17 protein-coding genes are annotated in these 17,801 nt (G+C 53.3%); 7 read left to right on the plus strand and 10 right to left on the minus strand.

Annotated elements, in window-relative coordinates:
* Positions 1-18 precede the first annotated feature (18 nt).
* From JW984_00440 to JW984_00450, 3 genes are all read left to right on the plus strand, one after another.
* Entirely contained in the window at positions 19-852 is an 834-nt protein-coding gene (locus JW984_00440) for a TIGR00282 family metallophosphoesterase (GenBank protein MBN1571645.1), read from the plus strand.
* Positions 836-2,080, plus strand: coding sequence for a tyrosine--tRNA ligase (locus JW984_00445; GenBank protein ID MBN1571646.1), 1,245 nt, complete (start codon positions 836-838; stop codon positions 2,078-2,080). The genes JW984_00440 and JW984_00445 overlap by 17 nt, the downstream gene beginning before the upstream one ends.
* Positions 2,081-2,478: 398 nt before the next feature.
* The gene (locus JW984_00450) at positions 2,479-3,105 is read left to right on the plus strand and encodes a carbonic anhydrase (GenBank protein ID MBN1571647.1); all 627 of its coding nucleotides are present in this window, start codon (positions 2,479-2,481) and stop codon (positions 3,103-3,105) included.
* Between the two features lie 354 nt (positions 3,106-3,459).
* On the opposite strand, the gene JW984_00455 is transcribed toward JW984_00450, so the two are convergent.
* The 5 genes from JW984_00455 to JW984_00475 all read right to left on the minus strand — a co-directional run bounded on the left by JW984_00455 (position 3,460) and on the right by JW984_00475 (position 7,586).
* Entirely contained in the window at positions 3,460-3,969 is a 510-nt protein-coding gene (locus JW984_00455) for a VOC family protein (GenBank protein MBN1571648.1), read from the minus strand.
* Positions 3,970-4,024: 55 nt separating this feature from the next.
* On the minus strand, positions 4,025-4,969 hold the full coding sequence (locus tag JW984_00460) for an alpha/beta fold hydrolase (GenBank protein MBN1571649.1): 945 nt from the start codon (positions 4,967-4,969) through the stop codon (positions 4,025-4,027).
* A gap of 280 nt (positions 4,970-5,249) precedes the next feature.
* Complete coding sequence (gene tsaA / locus JW984_00465) at positions 5,250-5,804, minus strand: tRNA (N6-threonylcarbamoyladenosine(37)-N6)-methyltransferase TrmO (GenBank protein ID MBN1571650.1); 555 nt, start codon at positions 5,802-5,804, stop codon at positions 5,250-5,252.
* A gap of 81 nt (positions 5,805-5,885) precedes the next feature.
* The gene (locus JW984_00470) at positions 5,886-6,692 is read right to left on the minus strand and encodes a DUF72 domain-containing protein (GenBank protein MBN1571651.1); all 807 of its coding nucleotides are present in this window, start codon (positions 6,690-6,692) and stop codon (positions 5,886-5,888) included.
* 33 nt (positions 6,693-6,725) lie between these two features.
* Positions 6,726-7,586 carry an SDR family oxidoreductase gene (locus JW984_00475; GenBank protein MBN1571652.1) on the minus strand — a complete coding sequence of 287 codons (861 nt, stop codon included), beginning with the start codon at positions 7,584-7,586 and terminating at the stop codon, positions 6,726-6,728.
* A 200-nt stretch (positions 7,587-7,786) separates the two neighbouring features.
* Here JW984_00475 and JW984_00480 point away from each other — a divergent pair, with 200 nt between their 5' ends.
* The 4 genes from JW984_00480 to JW984_00495 all read left to right on the plus strand — a co-directional run bounded on the left by JW984_00480 (position 7,787) and on the right by JW984_00495 (position 12,049).
* On the plus strand, positions 7,787-9,208 hold the full coding sequence (locus tag JW984_00480) for an NTP transferase domain-containing protein (protein MBN1571653.1): 1,422 nt from the start codon (positions 7,787-7,789) through the stop codon (positions 9,206-9,208).
* Between the two features lie 17 nt (positions 9,209-9,225).
* Positions 9,226-10,629 carry a phosphomannomutase/phosphoglucomutase gene (locus tag JW984_00485; GenBank protein MBN1571654.1) on the plus strand — a complete coding sequence of 468 codons (1,404 nt, stop codon included), beginning with the start codon at positions 9,226-9,228 and terminating at the stop codon, positions 10,627-10,629.
* A gap of 100 nt (positions 10,630-10,729) precedes the next feature.
* The gene (locus JW984_00490) at positions 10,730-11,449 is read left to right on the plus strand and encodes a hypothetical protein (protein ID MBN1571655.1); all 720 of its coding nucleotides are present in this window, start codon (positions 10,730-10,732) and stop codon (positions 11,447-11,449) included.
* A gap of 96 nt (positions 11,450-11,545) precedes the next feature.
* A complete protein-coding gene (locus tag JW984_00495; protein MBN1571656.1) occupies positions 11,546-12,049 on the plus strand; it encodes a hypothetical protein in 504 nt (167 codons plus the stop codon).
* Positions 12,050-12,102: 53 nt separating this feature from the next.
* Here JW984_00495 and rsfS read toward each other — a convergent pair whose 3' ends face one another.
* The 5 genes from rsfS to JW984_00520 all read right to left on the minus strand — a co-directional run bounded on the left by rsfS (position 12,103) and on the right by JW984_00520 (position 17,780).
* Positions 12,103-12,435: a ribosome silencing factor gene (rsfS, locus tag JW984_00500; GenBank protein MBN1571657.1), complete on the minus strand. Its 333-nt coding sequence runs from the start codon at positions 12,433-12,435 to the stop codon at positions 12,103-12,105.
* A gap of 80 nt (positions 12,436-12,515) precedes the next feature.
* The gene (locus JW984_00505; GenBank protein ID MBN1571658.1) at positions 12,516-13,184 is read right to left on the minus strand and encodes a nicotinate-nucleotide adenylyltransferase; all 669 of its coding nucleotides are present in this window, start codon (positions 13,182-13,184) and stop codon (positions 12,516-12,518) included.
* A 15-nt stretch (positions 13,185-13,199) separates the two neighbouring features.
* Positions 13,200-14,456, minus strand: a complete 1,257-nt coding sequence (locus tag JW984_00510; protein MBN1571659.1) for a glutamate-5-semialdehyde dehydrogenase — start codon at positions 14,454-14,456, stop codon at positions 13,200-13,202.
* Between the two features lie 195 nt (positions 14,457-14,651).
* Complete coding sequence (gene leuC, locus JW984_00515) at positions 14,652-15,920, minus strand: 3-isopropylmalate dehydratase large subunit (GenBank protein MBN1571660.1); 1,269 nt, start codon at positions 15,918-15,920, stop codon at positions 14,652-14,654.
* Between the two features lie 321 nt (positions 15,921-16,241).
* Positions 16,242-17,780, minus strand: a complete 1,539-nt coding sequence (locus tag JW984_00520) for a 2-isopropylmalate synthase (GenBank protein ID MBN1571661.1) — start codon at positions 17,778-17,780, stop codon at positions 16,242-16,244.
* Positions 17,781-17,801 lie beyond the last annotated feature (21 nt).

Genomic DNA, 17,801 nt, shown 5'->3' on the forward strand with positions numbered 1-17,801 from the left:
CTATGTTTAAAAGCGACTATGTTTAAAAACGGTGGGAAAGAAACCGCTTTAAAAGTAATCTTTTTCGGGGACATTATCGGGAAGCCCGGGAGGAGGGGGCTGAAGTCCACTATTGTTGGGCTTTTGGAGAAGTACGGCTGTGACCTCGTTATCGCGAATTGCGAGAACGCCGCCGGCGGGTTCGGGCTGACCGTGGATACCGCCGAGGAGCTCTTTGATGCCGGGGTCGATGTCCTGACCAGCGGAAATCATATCTGGGACAAGCGGGAGATATTTGACTACATTGAGAGAAACCCGAAACTCCTGAGGCCAGATAACTATCCGAAATCCACCCCGGGCAGTGGATATATAAATATAAATACGAGGGGCGGGACGGAAGTTTGTGTAATGAATCTCGTGGGAAGGATTTATATGGGATATTTTGACGACCCCTTTTCGAGGGCGGAGGAGATTCTTTCGGATGTCAAAACGCCGATTACCATCCTCGATTTTCACGGCGAGGACACCAGGGAGAAGGTATCCCTGGCCCATTTCCTGGATGGGAGGATAAGCGCGGTAATAGGCACCCACACCCACATCCAGACGGCGGACGAGCGCATCCTCCCCGGCGGCACGGCTTATATAACGGATGCCGGGATGACGGGCCCGAGGGACTCCGTTATAGGAGTCAAGAAAGAGCGGGCGTTGGCCCGTTTTCTTACGTCCATTCCCCAGAGGTTCGAGACGGCCAAGGGAGGAGTCGAGGCCCAGGGGGTTGTGGTGGAGATAGACAAAAAAAGCGGGAAGAGCTTAAATATTGAAAGATTCAGTGAAAAATATCCAAAGAAGGAGAGCGATGAACTACAATCTTAATGAACAGATGGACTTGATACTGAGAGGGACGGTCGAGATTATCTCGGAAGAGGAGATGGAAAAGAAGGTAACGGGAGCCATTAAGAGCAAGAAGCCCCTGATTGTCAAGGCGGGGTTCGACCCCACTGCGCCTGACCTCCACCTCGGGCACACGGTCCTGATCCAGAAGCTGAAACACTTCCAGGAGCTCGGGCACACGGCCGTGTTTCTCATCGGCGACTTCACCGGCATGATAGGAGACCCCTCCGGCAGATCAGACACCAGGGAGCAGCTTACCCGGGAGGTGCTTTTGAAGAACGCCGAGACCTACAAGGAGCAGGTTTTCAAGATACTCGACGAGAAAAAGACGGTCATCGAGTTCAACTCCAACTGGATGCGCAAGATGAGCGCGGAGGGGCTTATCGAGCTTGCGGCCCAGCAGACCGTTGCGAGGATGCTCGAGCGGGAGGACTTCAATAACCGCTTCAAGAGCAACAAGCCCATATCTATTCACGAGTTTCTATATCCCCTCGTTCAGGGGTACGACTCCGTGGCGCTGAAGGCCGACGTGGAGCTGGGCGGCACCGATCAGATATTCAACCTCTTCGTCGGGCGTGACCTCCAGAGGCATTTCGGCCAAGAGCCGCAGGTTGTCATAACGGTTCCCATCCTCGTGGGCACGGACGGCGTCAAGAAGATGGGAAAGTCAAACGATAACTACATCGGTATTACGGAGCCGGCAAAGGAGATATTCGGAAAGGTGATGAGCCTTTCCGATGAGCTTATGCTGGAATATTATGAGCTCCTTTCGGATATTACCACGGCCGAATTCAGGGCTATGAAAGAGGAGATGAAAAAGGGCACGAAAAATCCGAAGGAGGCAAAGGAGGCGCTCGCCCTGGAGCTGGCGGCCCGTTTCTGGGGAAAGGAGGAGGCGGACAACGCCCTCGAGGAGTTCGGCAGGGTCTTCGCCAAGGGGGAGGTCCCCACGGATGTTCCCGAGGGGGAGTGTGTAATCGAGAAGATGGCTGAAAAAAAAGCCGTGGCTCAAGACGGCCTTTGGATTCCAAGGGTGCTGACGGACCTCAAACTTACGACCTCCACCACCAAGGCGAAGCAGATGATAAAAGACGGGGCGGTCAGCATGGACGGTGAGAAGCTCGAAGGGGAGAATAGGGATATAAAACCGGGGGAGACCCACCTCTTCAAGGTCGGCAGGCTGAAGTTTATGAGAATCTCCTTTCTTTAGCGGGGATTCCCGTAAATATCACGAACGCTTTAAATATGTAAAAAGTTTTGCCCGTCTACAATTTTTTGTTGACGGGTTTCTTATTCTCAAATAGAATTTAGTAAAGGGGATAAGAGATCACCGTTTGGAAGGAATCTAATATGCAATCCCCGTTAAATCGGGAATGACAGAATAAAGGGTACCGATCAAGTTGGGAATGACAATTAGGATTCCATGTCAAGCTGGGAATTACGGCGCATGACATTTTCGAGTAAACCGAAATTCTGTAGTGCTTGTCATTCCCGTGAAAACGGGAATCCAGGGGGCATGATCTGTGCATCGGGCGGGATTGACAGAATAGAAGATTTCCAATTCCGTTAGAAATTATAGAATGAAAACCTTATCGCAAGAGAGGGCCCATGAAGCATAAAAACGTAATAACCGATTTTTCGTCGAGGGAACACACGCCCGCGGTCGACGAGACCGCCTTCGTCCATCCCCTGGGCGCCGTAATAGGAAACGTGACGATCGGAAGGAGGGTATTGGTCTCCCCCTTCGCCTCGGTTCGAGGGGACGAGGGCCAGCCCCTCTTTGTCGGCGATGAATCAAATGTTCAGGACGGGGTGATTATCCATGCCCTTGAGACCGAAGAGGATGGAGTAGAAATACCGAAAAACCTCGTCGAGGCGGACGGGAAAAAGTACGCCGTATACATCGGCAAGCGGGTCTCTCTGGCCCATCAGGTTCAGATCCACGGACCGGCCAAGGTCGACGACGACACGTTTATAGGAATGCAGACCCTCGTCTTCAAATCGGAGGTGGGAAAGAGCGCAGTGGTGGAGCCGGGATGCATCCTGATGGGGGTCAAGGTGGCCGGGGGCCGCTACGTCCCCGCGGGAACGGTGCTGAAGGATCAGGGAGATGCGGACAGGTTGCCTTCGATCACCAACGATTACCCCTTCAAGACGTTGAACGCCGGTGTCGTCCACGTGAACACCGCCTTGGCCGACGGATACAACAAGGCCGAATTTTTCAAGAATAAGTGATAGTCTAAGCTTAAGGCCGGTGGGGACGTGGGGCAAATGACGGGGGGATAAAGGTGCAATCCGATCACTCAACGTCTAGAGGGCAATATATATAAATTGAAATTAAATAAAAATAAAGGGGCGGATTTTGGATCCGCCACTTTATTTGGTTAATTTGGTTGGTGAGGCAAGGGGAATTCGTTCGTGCCGAAAAGGGTTTGGAAGAAGACTCGTCCTAAAAGCCGAGAGTCCTGCCGTTTCGGGAAAGGCCTTCTACACTCGGAAATTATCGGCCCCCTTTCAATGAAGGATTTCATCGGCCCCCGGGAGACCAAAAACTGGCCGTCATCCCTATCCAAATACCTCCGACCTCCCCTAAATCTTGTCGAGATCTCCATATTTCAATTTAGAGATCAGCGAGCCTACGATCGAACCGATGTACCTGTTGATGTAATAGAATATCCCCATGTCGATAAGCTCGACCAGGTGGCCGTCCGGGTCTTTAAGGAACATGACCTCCGTCCCCTCGACCAACATCGGCCCCGAGACGGTATCAATCCCGGCCTCGGCCAGACGTTTTTTCGCCCTCTTGATGTTTCCCACGTCCAGGGCGACGTGCGTCATGGCGGGGCGGTCGGGGTCGGCCTTAGCCCCGCTTTTCAGATGGGGCAGCTCGAAGAGCTCGATTATCGTTCCCCACCCCGTCCGGAGGACGGCGAACTTCACCTTTTGATCGTCCTTGAGCCCGTATACCTCCTTGATCACCCCGGACGGCAGCTCCTTGATCGAGATGATCGGAAATTCCAGGACCTCGGTGTAGAACCGGAGGCTCTTTTTTAAATCTTTGACCGCCATCCCCACCTGGCTCAATCCCTTTATTCTCATTTTACTCCCCGCTTGAGACGTCAACCGTCCGTTAATCGCCGCGGTTTGACAGTATTTATTCGTTGGCGAAGTTTGTGATTAGACCGTTTACCAGATCAGCCTTCTCCTCCTGGGGCATGTGTCCCGTCTCTGGGAATACGACGGCGCTGGAACCCTTGATATCCCGGGTGAAGTTCTCGACGACGTCGACGGAGATAAGCCTGTCATTTGACCCCCAGATAACAAGGGTCGGCGCCGCGATGTTTTTGATCTCCCCCTCCTTAAAGGGGTAGTTCTTTAAGAGGTTTCTCATTACAATAAGTGGGACCTTTCTGGCGTACTCGGTCTTGTAGACGTTGTAGTAGGAGTCCACTACGTCGTCGGTCACAAAGGAGTTGTCGTAGTAAGGCCCTCCCTTCAGGGAATGCTCCAGTACCGAGCGATGGTTGAGGGACATGAGGACCTCGCCCACAACCGGATATCCCATCAGGGCAAAGACCAGAAACCGCCTCTTGACTTCGGCGTATCCTACAGAATCGATGAGCACGAGCTTTGCCACCCTGTCCGGATGATTGAGCGCCGTCTTCATGGCGATCCCCCCTCCCATCGAGTTCCCGACAAGTATAGCCTTTTTGATCTTCATGGCGTCCATGAACTTGACAATGAAATCGGCGTAGCCGTCGAGGTCGTACTGAAAGTCCTTAGGCTTGTCGCTGTAGCCGAAGCCGGGCAGGTCGAGGGCGTATACCGGAAACTTCTTTCCTAAATCCTCAATGTTGAACCTCCAGGTGTAGAGGCTCGCCGTAAATCCGTGAATCAGAATGATAGGCGTCTTATTGCTGTTTTCAAGCCCCTCGACCCGGACGTGGAGGTTAATCCCGTCGACGTTGGTGAAGGAGCCGTAGTCGACAAGGTCGACCGCCGGCACCGGGGCCTTTAATTCCTGCACGGCGTAGTTTACGCCGAGGGCAACGGCCAGGGCCAAGATTAGAATCAAGATAACTCCCAATAATTTTTTCATCTATTACCTCCTGTGGTAAATGATCGCGGTAAATGCAAATATTGCTCCATCGCATCTGGGACTGAAAACAACCATCGTATCGTACCATAGAAGACGTTTCTTAGGAAAGAATATTTTGAATATTTGCTGCTCTTGATTAAAGGATGGATCGGCGTCCTTCCCTCAAAGGACTTTTCAACATATAACGGCGGCGTCTTTAGACTATGTTGATTTTTTCCGTTGAAATTTGAGATGCCGGTTGTCGAAGGTAAAGAAATGGTGATATATAAGTAGTCATCCTTTACTCGTCCTTCCGGTCGTCTCCCCCGTGGGTATAACCGTCCGTATTGGACGCCCCCCGGATGTGGTCTATGAATCGCCCTCTCCCCTCCGTACCCTCGAGCCAGCCGCAGTTTGCGTCCTCCTTTGCGTCGAGGTCTTTGAAATACGGCTTGATGTCGAGGAGGGGGGTGTTGTCTAACAGGTCCATGGAGGATGTAAATAGCTCGTTTGCCTCGATGCGAAGGACCTTCACTATCGAGAGCCCAATCGGGTTCGGCCGGCTGGAGGACCTGCTGGCAAACAGCCCCACCTCTCTTCCCCCGGCCCAGGGGGGCGACACCTTCATCCTCCCTCCGGCTCCAGCCCTGTTCAGGTAGGACAAGACGTAGATATACCTGAATTTGGAGAGCTCCTCGAGGCCCGCCTCGTACTCGGGGAGCAGGATGATTTTGAATTCCCCATCGCCGGTCTCCGATTCGATAGGCTGAAAGGGCGCCGTTTCCCTGTAGGGCGTTCTTATCGTCCCTATCGGTTTCAGGTGGATGTCGAGGAGATCCCCGCTCTTTTTGGACATATCTGCTCCTCCTTATTTTTAACGATTTCAAGAGAGGTCGGGGGCGGATATCTATCGGCCAACAAAGCAGAATTGAGACGATCACTCCCCGTTAAGAAGCGTCTTCGCAAGCTCTATGGCGTTTTTGGCGGCGGAGCCAGCGTGGCAGTTGTTGAAAAAGACCATCGTCGTCGTCGCCTTCATGGCGAGATTCACGATGTCCTCCAGGAGCTCTGCCAGCTCGTCTTTCGAGTAGAGGTAGTCGTATCGCACCTCGAGGGGGGCGTTGTACCAGTTTTTGTTCCTGCCGTGGAGCCGAACGTAGGCGAGGTCCGTGGTTGCCACGGGATTGAATGGCATAAGGCCCCTTATCTTCGGCTCGTCCACGACGCAGTAGCCAAGGCCGTTCCTCCTCAAAAAATCGATCGCCTCCTCCCCGTGCCAGTTTCTGTTCCTGAACTCGATGACCGTCGGTATATCCCCCATTCTCTCCCTGAATCTCTTGAGGTAATCGAGGTTTTCTCCCCTGTTGTGAAAGGAGTAGGGAAACTGCGCCAGGACACAGGTGAGCTTTCCCTCGTCTATCAGCGGGAAGAGGGAGGCGTTGAACCTCTCGAACGCCCCGGAGTTTTCGGCCATCTCCTCCCTCTTCTTGTCGCCCCAGAGGTCGTGGGTCATCGACCGGTGCGCCTTCACCACAAAGCTGAAGTCGCCGGATGTCTTGTCGCTCATCGAGGATAAGGTTTTTGCCGAGGGCATGGCGTAATAAGTGTAGTTTATCTCGACCGCCTTGAGGCCGAGCTCCTCCTCGTAGAACCTGAGCCACTCCCGCTTGTTAAGACCAACGGGATAGACGGGGCCGACCCAGTCGTCAAAGGAGAAGCCGCTCGTCCCGATCCTTATATCCATCCGCCCGCCTTGAAAAAGAAATTGAGTGAATCATCAAATCTTTTTCAGGTTGTAGTATCCCTTGAGGATGTACTCCCTGAGCCGCTGGGGAACGAGCTTAAGCGCAATGTAGGATGACACCGCCCCCTTCCCCGCCGGGTACCTGATTCGGGGAGACCTCGTCTTTATTACTTTATAGACCACCCTCGCCACGTCCTCCGGGGGGCCGGCGTTCTTCACATTTCCCCTCACCACGTCGACGACATTTTTGTACGGCTTGGTGTACTGGTCCGTCTTCGCCTCTGTTATGAGGTGGTGGGAGGCGATGTCGGTCTTGATGTCCCCCGGCTCCACGAGGACGACCCCGATATTCTGGTGGAAAAGCTCCATCCTGATCGACTCCGTCAGTCCCTCGAGGGCGAACTTCGATGAGGCGTAGAAGGACTGGAACGGTATCCCCACGACTCCCGCCAGAGACCCCACGTTGATGATGAGCCCGCCCCCGGTTTTTCGCATCTCCGGCAAGACCGCCCTGATCGTGTTCACTATCCCGAAGAAGTTCGTCTCGAATATCGCCCTCCCCTGGTCGTCCGGCATCTCCTCGAAGGGGCCGAGGTGGCTTATGCCGGCATTGTTTACGAGGACGTCTATCCCCCCCATGATATCTATCGCGTCCACCAGCCCCTTTTTGACGGAGTGGTTATCCGTAACATCCATTGAGACGAACCTGAAGGGACAATCTTTCGCGAGTCCTTTGGAGAGCTTCGATATATTTCTCGTAGTGCCCACGACCGAAAACTCGCCCCCGTCTCCCCTCTTAGCCAAGAATCGGGCGATGGCGAAGCCTATCCCCATCGAAGCCCCTGTGACGAGAACACGTTTTTTATTGAAACCGTCTGAACCGCTTTTGACCATTCTCTACCTCATCCCCCTTTCTTTGGAGATGAGTATATGAGATGGCTCGATACGTGTCAATATTAATCGGCCGGCGGGAGGAAACGGAAGAGTTGCTGGCAAAAGTTTTATGGCCTTTTTGCCCTTTAAAAGGTATAATCTTTTTAAGGTTTCAGTTTCGCACAGAGGGAAATAGAAAATATAAAAATCGGGGGTGACCGATGAAGAAGGTCGAAAAACCGTGGGGATACGAGATCATATACGCCGAGAACGAAAGCTACGTCGGGAAGATCCTCCACGTCCTGAAGGGGGAGATGCTAAGTCTCCAGTACCACCAGTTCAAGGACGAGACCTTGTATCTTTTATCCGGCCTCGTTGAGCTTTTTGTGGAGGAGGGAGGCGAGCTTAAGAAGATTACGATGAAGCCCGGGGATACCTACAGAGTGGGGCCGAAGATAAAGCACCGGATATCCGCTCTCGAGGAGTCGGACGTACTGGAGGCGTCGACGCCGGAGGTTCACGACGTTATTCGCCTCGAGGACAAATACGGGAGGGTATCCAAGAACAAGTACGGCGTAATCATGGCCGGCGGCTCCGGGATTCGCCTCTGGCCGAGGAGCAGGAGAAAGAGGCCCAAGCAGCTTTTAGACATCATCAGCACGGAGCCGATGATCAGGGAGACGATAAAGAGGATAAGGGGCGTCATATCAGAGGACAACATCGTGGTCGTGGCCAACGAGGAGCACCGCGCCGAGCTTGAAAAGGAGATCCCGGAGATTCCCGACAACAATATTATTTTCGAGCCGATGGCCAGAAACACCGCCACCTGCATCGGCCTTGCGGCAATGCTGATCAAGAGGATGAACCCGGAGGGGGTTATGGCGGTGTTTCCCGCCGACCACCTGATCACGGAGGACGAGACCTTCGCGAACCTCCTCGAGACCGCCTTCGAGCTGGCCTCCCAGACCGACATGCTGATCACCCTCGGCATGATGCCCACGTATCCCGAGACCGGCTACGGCTACATAAAGGGGGGGGAGCTCTTTCGGAGCTTCAGCGGATTCGACTTTTTCAGGGTCGACGAGTTTCAGGAGAAGCCGGAGAGGGGGAGGGCGGAGGAGTTCCTGAAGTCTAGCGAGTACTACTGGAACGCCGGGATATTCGTCTGGAAGGCGAGGGTGATCCTGGAGTCGATTAAAAAGCACCTGCCGGAGCTTCACGCTTCCCTACTGGAGATTTCCGAGGGACTGGACAAAAAGGCCGAGCTTCCGAAGCTCCTCAATGACATTTATCCCAAGATCGAGCCTATCTCGATAGACTTCGGTGTCTTGGAGCGGGCGGACAACGTCCTTGTGGTTCCGGGGGACATCGGCTGGAGCGACCTGGGCGGCTGGGCGGCCCTCGACGGGCTTATCGAGAAGAAGGGGGCGGATAACAACATAACGTGGTCGAAGCACATCAGCATAGACACGAAGGAGTGCATCATCTACAGCCCTAAGAAGCTCGTCGCGACGATCGGCCTTGAGGGGATCATCATAGTGGAGACGGACGACGCCCTCCTCGTCTCGACCAAGGAGCGCGCCCAGGACGTGAAGCTGGTGGTGGAGAAGCTCAAGGAGTCGGGGCTGGAGGAGTATCTCTAAATTGAGCGGCGGCGGCAATGGACCCTAAGATCTTCAGGGAATACGATATCCGGGGCGTCTACGGGCGCGACCTGACCGAGGACGGAGCAAAGAGAATCGGCTTCGCCTACGGGAGGCTGTTGAAAGAGCGCATCGGCGTAGAAGACCCTAAGATTACGGTCGGGAGGGACGGGAGGAGAAGCGCCGCCCCGGTCTTCGACGCCCTCGTCTCCGGGCTTAACGCCGCCGGCGTTGCGGTCGTGGACATCGGGCTCTGCCCCACTCCCGTCCTCTACTTCTCCCTCTTCAACCTCCCGGTATCCGGGGGGATAATGATCACCGCGAGCCACAACCCGCCGGAGTACAACGGCTTCAAGATGTGCGTAGGAACCCAGGCGATCTACGGGGACGATATAAGGGCGATCAGGGAGTTGGCGGGGGACGCCCCGCCTAAAGGGGTCTCTAAAGAGAAGATCAAAACCCACGATACAATCTTCGACTATAGTAAATACCTGAAGGAGAAATTCGAGGAATTTAAGGAGCTGAATGTAAAGAGTCCCTTGAAGGTCGTCCTCGACTCCGCTAACGGGACGGCGGGCCCGGTGGCCCCTCGACTGTTCCGCTCGCTGGGGATTACCGTCCACGAGCTATACAGCGAGGTGGACGGCGACTTCCCGAACCACCCCCCCGACCCCACCGACGAGGCGAACCTCGAAGAGCTGAAGCGGGCGGTCCTGGATACGAGGGCCGACTTCGGCATAGGATTCGACGGCGACGCGGACAGGGTGGGTATCGTGGACGACAGGGGCAGGGTCGTGGTGGGGGATCAGCTCATGACGATATTCTCGCGCGACATCCTTGAAACAAACCCCGGCGCGGTCGTGATCGGGGACGTGAAGTGCTCCAAGGTGATGTACGACGAGATCGAGCGGGCCGGGGGGAGGGCCGTCATGTTCAAGACGGGCCACTCGCTGATCAAAAAAAAGATGAACGACACCGGGGCGCTGCTGGCGGGGGAGATGAGCGGGCATATCTTTTTCAAGCACGACTACTTCGGCTACGACGACGGCATCTACACGGGCCTGAGGCTATGCGAGATAATTGCAAAGGAGAAGGCCGCCGGTGGTGTGACCCTAAGTCGTATGGTCGACGCGCTCCCGAAGATGCACAACACGCCCGAGATCCGCGTTCCGGTGGATGAGGAAAAAAAGTTCGAGGTCGTTGAGGCGGTGAAGAAAAGACTAAAGGGCAAATATAAAAAATATCATGTCAACGACATCGACGGCGTGAGGGTCGACTTCGCCGACGGCTGGGGGCTTATCCGGGCCTCTAACACGGAGCCGGCGCTGGTCATGCGCTTCGAGGCGGAGACGGAAGAGAGGCTTGGGGAGATCGAGGCCTTTTTCAAAGGTGAGCTCGAGCGGGTGGGCGCGGGGGTGTAGGGGGGGTAGTTATTTCAATTATTTTGTCCCGACAAAATTACTTGACATAAGTTTTTTTAAGGGTTTTAATGCTTAAAAATAGTAGTAGTGAGAGTATAAGATGAATAAAAACATAAGAATCCTTATTCTTGTTTTTGTTGTCTTGCTTTTAGCTGGGATTTTTGTTTTAAGTAACTACTTTGAAATAAATCCTTATTTGAATATTTTAAGTGCTGTGTCAAGTTTTATTCTTGTTGTAGTAATTTACCTACAATTAGAAATAATGAGTCGACAAACTGAAATTTTAAACAGGCAAACAGAATACATAGACAAACCTTTAGAAATTATCATTACTCGGCATAGCAGTTTATCGGATTTTTTTAACCCAACACCTGATTTAGAAAAAATCTTTGTTAAATATTTAGATAAAGATAAGTTAAATATCGTAAAGGAAGAAGAAACAAAAATAATGCAAGAAGCTGACTACATTTATTTTCTAATTAGATTTAGAAACCCCAGTATAAATACTAATACTATTGATATAATCGAAATTCGAATTGATATCAATTCATTTGATTTTGATGTAAAGGACGACAAAAATAGTGATTATTCAAAATTTAAATCTATGATAATACCTCCGGGAGAATCAAAGGAACTATTTTTTAGATTTAAAAAGGACCAGGGATCCGTATATTTTTCACGTCAAAAAGTAAAAGAGGATATATTCGTAGACCTATTTAAAAATGCATATTCAATGGAAATATTAATAGTAGATGTCCGAAGAAATACTTATCTTCCGATAAAAATACCACCATCCTCATTTTCATTAGAAGAATTGTAAAACATAAAACTTTAATTTATTCGTCCTCAAACTTATTCTTCTTAAATATGTTTTAAAATGAAGGGAGTGTTTAGGATATTTAAGGAGGGATTGATCATGTGTGAGAAATTAATAGAATTGCTCCCTGTAATCGTTGGTGGATTAATTGCATTTATACCTGCATATATCCTTTTTAAGCTTCAAGTAATAAAGGAAAGAAAGGCTAAGAAACGTGAAAAATTAGAAGAAGCGTTTAAGGAAATTATAAAAATTGAAATTTATATATTTCAAATAAAGAAATTTTATACTTATAAGTTAAGAGGTTTTTCCGAAATTGAAGGATTAGAACCAGAAGAACCACATTTCAAGGCTGAATCCTCTAGAGAACATCTAAAGATGTTATTGAGTTTATATAGTAAAGATTTTCAAGAAAGTATTAAAAACTTTGATAACGAATGGAATAATCTTGGCCTTGAGAGGATCGATTTTTTTAATTTAATGGAAAAAGAATCCAAGACAAATATATCAATCAAAGCAATTAATGCAGGGTCAGAGTTGATGAATATATGCGAGAATATGAAATGCAAAATAAATAATATATTTGAAAATGATAATATTTAATGTTGAATTCTAAAAGAAATTAATCAACTCTCTATAAAATTTAAAACTCCCCCCTAAACCTCCTTTCCCTCCTCGTTGTAGCGGTGGACCGGGACGTCCGGCCAGAGGCCCTCGAGGTCGTAAAACAGCCGTGTATCCTCCAGAAACAGGTGGGCGATGACGTCGCCGTAGTCCATAAGCACCCAGTGCCCCTCGCGCATACCCTCGATCCCGAGCGGGTAGATCTTCTCCTTGGAGAGCGTCTCCTTGATGTGTTCCGCCGACCGGATCACCTGCCTGTCGGAGGTGCCGCTCATGATGATGATGTAGTCGGAGAAGCTGGAGACCCCCTTCACGTCCATCACGATCAGGTTCTTGACCTTCCGCTCCGAGGCGGCCCGGACGATCCTCTCCTTGAGAGATATCGTGTCTGGCGTGTCGGGGCCGGGCTTCGCCCCCCCCTCTGGATTTTCCTTTCCTTTCTCTTTCAGCGGTATAAACCCCTCTTGTTAATGTACTTTTCCACCGACTCCGGCACGAGGTAGCTGATCGACCGCCCCTCCTTGACGAGCCTTCTTACTGTGGTGGACGAGATGTCGAGGGCGGAGATGTCCTGGAAGTAGAGCTTGCTCCCGGACGTGTGCGTCCAGAAGCCGCCCCTGCCTCCGGCCCCTTTCTTGAAGGCGGACTTGATCTCCCCCGGTATCGTGAACTTCGGGTTTTTCGACCCGGCGTCGGGCCTGTCGGTGACGACGAAGTGGGCGTACTCGAAGAGCTCCCTGAACCTCATCCACGACCCGATCTCCCTGAAGGCGTCGAGCCCGATGATGAAGTATATCTCGCCCGTCTCCCCCACCAGCTCTTTGTAGTGGATCAGCGTGTCTATCGTGTACGATTTCCCGCCCCGCTTGATCTCGAGGTCTGAGGCGGAGAAGCTGTGGTTTGCGGCGATGGCCCTCTTGACCATTCGGTAGCGGTGTTTTGCGTCGATGATGTTTCCCGCCTTGTGGGGCGGCTCGGCCGACGGCACGAAGATGACCCTGAAGAGATCGAACGCCTCCCTGTTCTCCTCGGCGCTCCTGAGGTGGCCGAGGTGTATCGGGTTGAACGTCCCACCGACTATGCCGATTTTTTTATCTTTAAGGTCGCTTCGCATTCCTTTCATTATCTATCAGGTTCTGAGCTGGCCGTCTCCGAATATGATGAACTTCGTCGTGGTAAGCTCGTTCAGCCCCATCGGCCCGAAGGCGTGGAGCTTGGTGGTTGATATGCCGATCTCGGCTCCTAAGCCCAGCTCGAAGCCGTCGGAGAAGCGGGTCGATGCGTTGACGAATACGCAGGAGGAGTTGACCTCGTCCAAAAAGCGCCTCGCGTTGTTGTAGTCTTTCGTCACGATCGACTCGGTGTGGAGGGAGCCGTATTTTTCTATGTGGGAGACCGCCTCGTCGAGTCCGTCGACAACCTTGACCGCCAAGATCAGGTCAAGGTACTCCTCGTACCAGTCGTCTTCGGTCGCCTCGGCTGCGTCTGTGATGATCTTCATCGTCTCCTTGCACCCCCTGATTTCCACGTTCGCGTCTCTCAGGGCACCGACGACAACCGGGAGAAAATCCTTGGCGATATTCTTGTGGACGAGGAGCGTCTCCATGGAGTTGCAGACGCCGGGCCTCTGGGCCTTGGCGTTGACGGCGATATCGGTCGCCATGGTAAAGTCCGCCGACTCGTCAACGAAGACGTGGCAGACCCCCTTGTAGTGCTTTATCACCGGTATCATCGATGTCTCGACGACCCTCCTGATGAGCTCCTCGCCCCCCCGGGGGATTATCACGTCGATAAGCTCCTCGAGTTTGAGCATCTCCCCAACCGCCTCCCTGTCGGTGGTCGTTATCATCCCGACGGCGTCCTCAGGGATCCCGGCGGCCTTTCCAGCCTTTTTGAGCAGGTCGGCAACGGCGATGTTGGAGTTGATCGCCTCGGAGCCGCCGCGAAGCACCACCGCGTTTCCGCTCTTGAGGCAGAGGCCCGCCGCGTCCGCCGTGACGTTAGGCCTCGACTCGTAGATTATCCCAATGACGCCGAGGGGTATGCGCTGCCTTCCGACCAAAAGCCCGTTCGGCCTTCGCCACATGCTCGTCACCTCGCCTACCGGGTCCGGGAGCGCCGCAACCTCCTTAAGGCTCTCGGCCATAGAGTCGATGGCATTGTCCGAGAGGGTCAGACGGTCTATCATGGCGGTAGAGAGCCCCTTCTCCCGTGCGAGTTTCAGGTCCTTCTCGTTTTGAGCCTGGAGCTTCTTCTTCTCCCTGACTAGTCCGTCGGCCATCTCGATCAGAGCCCTGTTTTTCACCTCGGAGCCGAGTTTGGCGAGCCTTGTTCCCGCCTCCCTGGCCCTCTTCGCCACGGCCGTTACTTCTTCCTTTACCGACATGTCAAATCTCCCAAGTCTCGGTATCTTCAGATTTTAAAATTGCGATATTTATTGTTTTTCGTTCGTCCAATAGCATTAAACGCTGTCCAAATATCGTTCAATGCCGCCCGTCCATCATATTATCTTGTTAGAAAATTTGCAAGCTTCGATTCTAAGAGCTTTAAAGAACTCGTTCCTTCGATTTACCTAAATAGACTACAGCCCCAGATCCGCCGGGCCGGCTACCCTACCCAGCACCGCCGATGCAGCGGCGACGGCCGGGCTCGCCAGGTAGACCTCGCTCTTCGGGTCGCCCATTCTGCCGGCGAAGTTCCTGTTCGTCGTGGCGACCGCCCTCTCCCCCGCGGCCAGAACCCCCATGTGCCCCCCGAGGCACGGGCCGCAGGTCGGCGGCGAGATTACGCCGTCCGCGTCAAGAAAGACCTCGAAGAGCCCCTCGTTCATCGCCTGCCGGTAGATCGCGGGCGTTGCGGGGATTACGATGAGCCTGACGTTCCTGTTCGCCCTTCTTCCCCTCAAGATTTCGGCGGCGAGCCTCAGGTCCTCGATCCTCCCGTTCGTACAGGAGCCGATGACGACCTGATCTATCTCGATGTTTCCGACGTCTTCCACGGGCCTAACGTTGGAGGGGAGGTGGGGCATCGCCACCAGCGGCGGGATATTCCCCGCGTCGTACTCCCTTACGTAGACGTATTCGGCGTCCGGGTCGCTTTTATAAACCTCGTTCTTCATCGAGGTCTTCTGTCTGGTTCCCTTTATGTAGGCGATTGTCTTCTCGTCCGCCTCGAAGATGCCGTTTTTTCCCCCCGCTTCGATGGCCATGTTCGCCATGGTGAGCCTCCCCTCGATCGTAAGGGCGGACACTGCGGGGCCTGTAAACTCCATCGCCCTGTAAAGCGCCCCGTCTACGCCTATGTCCCCTATCGCGTGGAGGATGAAGTCCTTTGCGGTCACCCACTTCTTGGGCGTGCCGTGAAAGACGAACTTCATCGACTCGGGGACCTTGAGCCACACCTCCCCAGTTATCATTGCGGCGGCGAGGTCGGTGCTACCCACGCCGGTGGCGAAGGCGGCGAGACCCCCGTAGGTGCAGGTATGGCTGTCGGCGCCGATGATAAGATCGCCCGGGTGGACAAGGCCCAGCTCCGGGAGGAGGGCGTGCTCCACGCCGGAGTTCCCCCCCTCGTAGATGTGGGCGATCCCCATCTTAACGGCGAACTCCCTGACCCGCTTGCACTGGGCGGCGCTCTTGATGTCCTTGTTGGGGGTGAAGTGGTCGCAGACGAGGACCACCCTATCCCTGTCGAAGACCTCCTTTGCCCCCGCCTCCTCGAAAACGTCTATGGCGATAGGCGCCGTGATGTCGTTTCCAAGGGCGAGGTCGACCTTGGCCATAATCAGATCTCCGGGGACGACCTTTTCTACTCCCGCATGGGACGCCAGAATCTTTTCCGTTATCGTCATTTTGCCTTTCGCTTTAGCTTGGGACATTTGTTTCTCTTCTCCACCTTCCGCTTGATGTTGAGGTCATCATAAAGTAAAAAAACTTGTTTCTAAAGACCTTGATTATCCAAGGAAAACCATTTCAACTATGGCAAAACTCCCGGGAATTCCTAAAAAGGGTATCGATCGCCGCCGGCGACCACCCCCTTGTGCCTCCCGCCGCATAATCCGAGGCCCCGACGCTCCCAAATCCGCTACTTACAAAAAATGTATACAAGGGGCTTTTGCCCTTCAGCCCACGTACGGGAGAATCGGGCCGTCCAATATTCTAAAAGGTCTGGTCTAAACGGTCTGGGACTCCCTGACCTCCTTCTTCTTTCTTCCCTCTAACTTGTTCAGGGCGTTGATGAACGCCATCGCCGAGGCCACGATGATGTCGGTGTGCGCCCCAGCCCCTCCGGAGCGGAATTCTCCGTCCTCAAGTCTCACCGTCACCTCGCCTAAGGCGTCGGTTCCCCCGGTTATCGCCTTGACCTCGTAGCTCAGAAGCTTGCACTTTGCCCCCACCATCTTCTTAATTGTTCTGTAGACGGCGTCTACGGGGCCGTCTCCGAAGTCGGCTTCCCTCTTGATGTTGCCGTCGATGGAAAGCGTCACCGTGGCGGTAGGGATCGTGTCGGTTCCGGAGCTTATCGCCAGAAACTGAAGCTGGTAGCGCTCTGGAATCCTCAGGATATCCTCGGCCACGATCGCCTCGATGTCCTCGTCGAAGATGTCCTTCTTTTTGTCCGCGAGCTTTTTGAAGCTCTTGAAGGCCTTTTCCATCTGCTCGTCGTTAAGCTGATAGCCGAGCTTTCTTATCCTCTCCTTGAAGGCGTGTCTCCCGGAGTGCTTGCCCAGGACGAGTCTCGTGTGGGAGTAGCCGATGCTCTGGGGCGTCATTATCTCGTAGGTGAGCTTCTCCTTCAATAATCCGTCCTGGTGTATCCCCGACTCGTGGGAGAAGGCGTTCGCCCCCACGATCGCCTTGTTCGGCTGGACGGTGATCCCCGTGATGGCGCTGACCATCCTGCTCGTGGGAAATATAAGTTCCGTTTTGATGTTGGTGTCGAGTTTGAATCGGTCCTTCCTGACCTTGAGCGACATTACGAACTCCTCCAGGGAGGTGTTCCCGGCCCTCTCGCCGATCCCGTTTATAGTGCACTCGACCTGCCTCGCCCCGCACATCACGGCGGCCACCGAGTTCGCCACCGCAAGACCGAGATCGTTGTGGCAGTGAACGGAGACGGTGGTCTTCTCTATTCCGGGGACGTTTTCCATAAGATATTTGATTATGGTTGCGTACTCGTCCGGGACGGTGTAGCCGACCGTGTCCGGGATGTTTACGGTTGTGGCACCCGCCTCTATGGCGGTCTTTATAACCTCGGCAAGGTATCCAAGATCGCTCCTTGTTGCGTCCATGGCGGAAAACTCCACCAGCTCAGTCAAGGACTTCGCCCTCTTGACGGAGGCCTTGGCGATCTTTATAACCTCGTCCCTCGTCTTTTTGAGCTGGTAATTCAGATGTATGTCGGAGGTGGAGACGAAGGTGTGGATCATGGGCGTTCTGGCGTCCTTTATGGCGTCGAACGCTACGTCGATATCCTTTATCTTGGCCCGCGCCAGGGCTACCACAGTCGATTTTTTTACGGTCTTGGCGATCTCCCTCACGGCCTCGAAGTCGCCGGGGCTTGCCACGGGAAATCCCGCCTCGATGATGTCCACGCCGAGCCTCTCGAGCTGCATGGCGACAGTGACCTTCTCCCTGACGTTCATGCTCGCCCCTGGGGATTGCTCGCCGTCCCTCAGCGTTGTGTCAAATATTAAAACTATATCACTCATAACTATATTCCTTTTACCGTC

This window comes from Candidatus Zymogenus saltonus (assembly GCA_016929395.1).
Lineage (GTDB): Bacteria > Desulfobacterota > Zymogenia > Zymogenales > Zymogenaceae > Zymogenus > Zymogenus saltonus.

What these genes read in the sequence shown, in the direction of transcription:
- tsaA (MBN1571650.1), bottom strand. Translation starts at nt 5,804, where the DNA reads ATGTCCAAAAAGAGCGGGGATCTCCTCGACATCCACCTGAAACCGATA.
- JW984_00505 (MBN1571658.1), bottom strand. Translation starts at nt 13,184, where the DNA reads ATGCGAAGCGACCTTAAAGATAAAAAAATCGGCATAGTCGGTGGGACG.
- JW984_00455 (MBN1571648.1), bottom strand. Translation starts at nt 3,969, where the DNA reads ATGAGAATAAAGGGATTGAGCCAGGTGGGGATGGCGGTCAAAGATTTA.
- JW984_00445 (MBN1571646.1), top strand. Translation starts at nt 836, where the DNA reads ATGAACTACAATCTTAATGAACAGATGGACTTGATACTGAGAGGGACG.
- leuC (MBN1571660.1), bottom strand. Translation starts at nt 15,920, where the DNA reads ATGACGATAACGGAAAAGATTCTGGCGTCCCATGCGGGAGTAGAAAAG.
- JW984_00440 (MBN1571645.1), top strand. Translation starts at nt 19, where the DNA reads ATGTTTAAAAACGGTGGGAAAGAAACCGCTTTAAAAGTAATCTTTTTC.
- JW984_00490 (MBN1571655.1), top strand. Translation starts at nt 10,730, where the DNA reads ATGAATAAAAACATAAGAATCCTTATTCTTGTTTTTGTTGTCTTGCTT.
- JW984_00520 (MBN1571661.1), bottom strand. Translation starts at nt 17,780, where the DNA reads ATGAGTGATATAGTTTTAATATTTGACACAACGCTGAGGGACGGCGAG.
- JW984_00480 (MBN1571653.1), top strand. Translation starts at nt 7,787, where the DNA reads ATGAAGAAGGTCGAAAAACCGTGGGGATACGAGATCATATACGCCGAG.
- JW984_00510 (MBN1571659.1), bottom strand. Translation starts at nt 14,456, where the DNA reads ATGTCGGTAAAGGAAGAAGTAACGGCCGTGGCGAAGAGGGCCAGGGAG.
- JW984_00450 (MBN1571647.1), top strand. Translation starts at nt 2,479, where the DNA reads ATGAAGCATAAAAACGTAATAACCGATTTTTCGTCGAGGGAACACACG.
- JW984_00470 (MBN1571651.1), bottom strand. Translation starts at nt 6,692, where the DNA reads ATGGATATAAGGATCGGGACGAGCGGCTTCTCCTTTGACGACTGGGTC.
- JW984_00485 (MBN1571654.1), top strand. Translation starts at nt 9,226, where the DNA reads ATGGACCCTAAGATCTTCAGGGAATACGATATCCGGGGCGTCTACGGG.
- JW984_00495 (MBN1571656.1), top strand. Translation starts at nt 11,546, where the DNA reads ATGTGTGAGAAATTAATAGAATTGCTCCCTGTAATCGTTGGTGGATTA.
- JW984_00475 (MBN1571652.1), bottom strand. Translation starts at nt 7,586, where the DNA reads ATGGTCAAAAGCGGTTCAGACGGTTTCAATAAAAAACGTGTTCTCGTC.
- JW984_00460 (MBN1571649.1), bottom strand. Translation starts at nt 4,969, where the DNA reads ATGAAAAAATTATTGGGAGTTATCTTGATTCTAATCTTGGCCCTGGCC.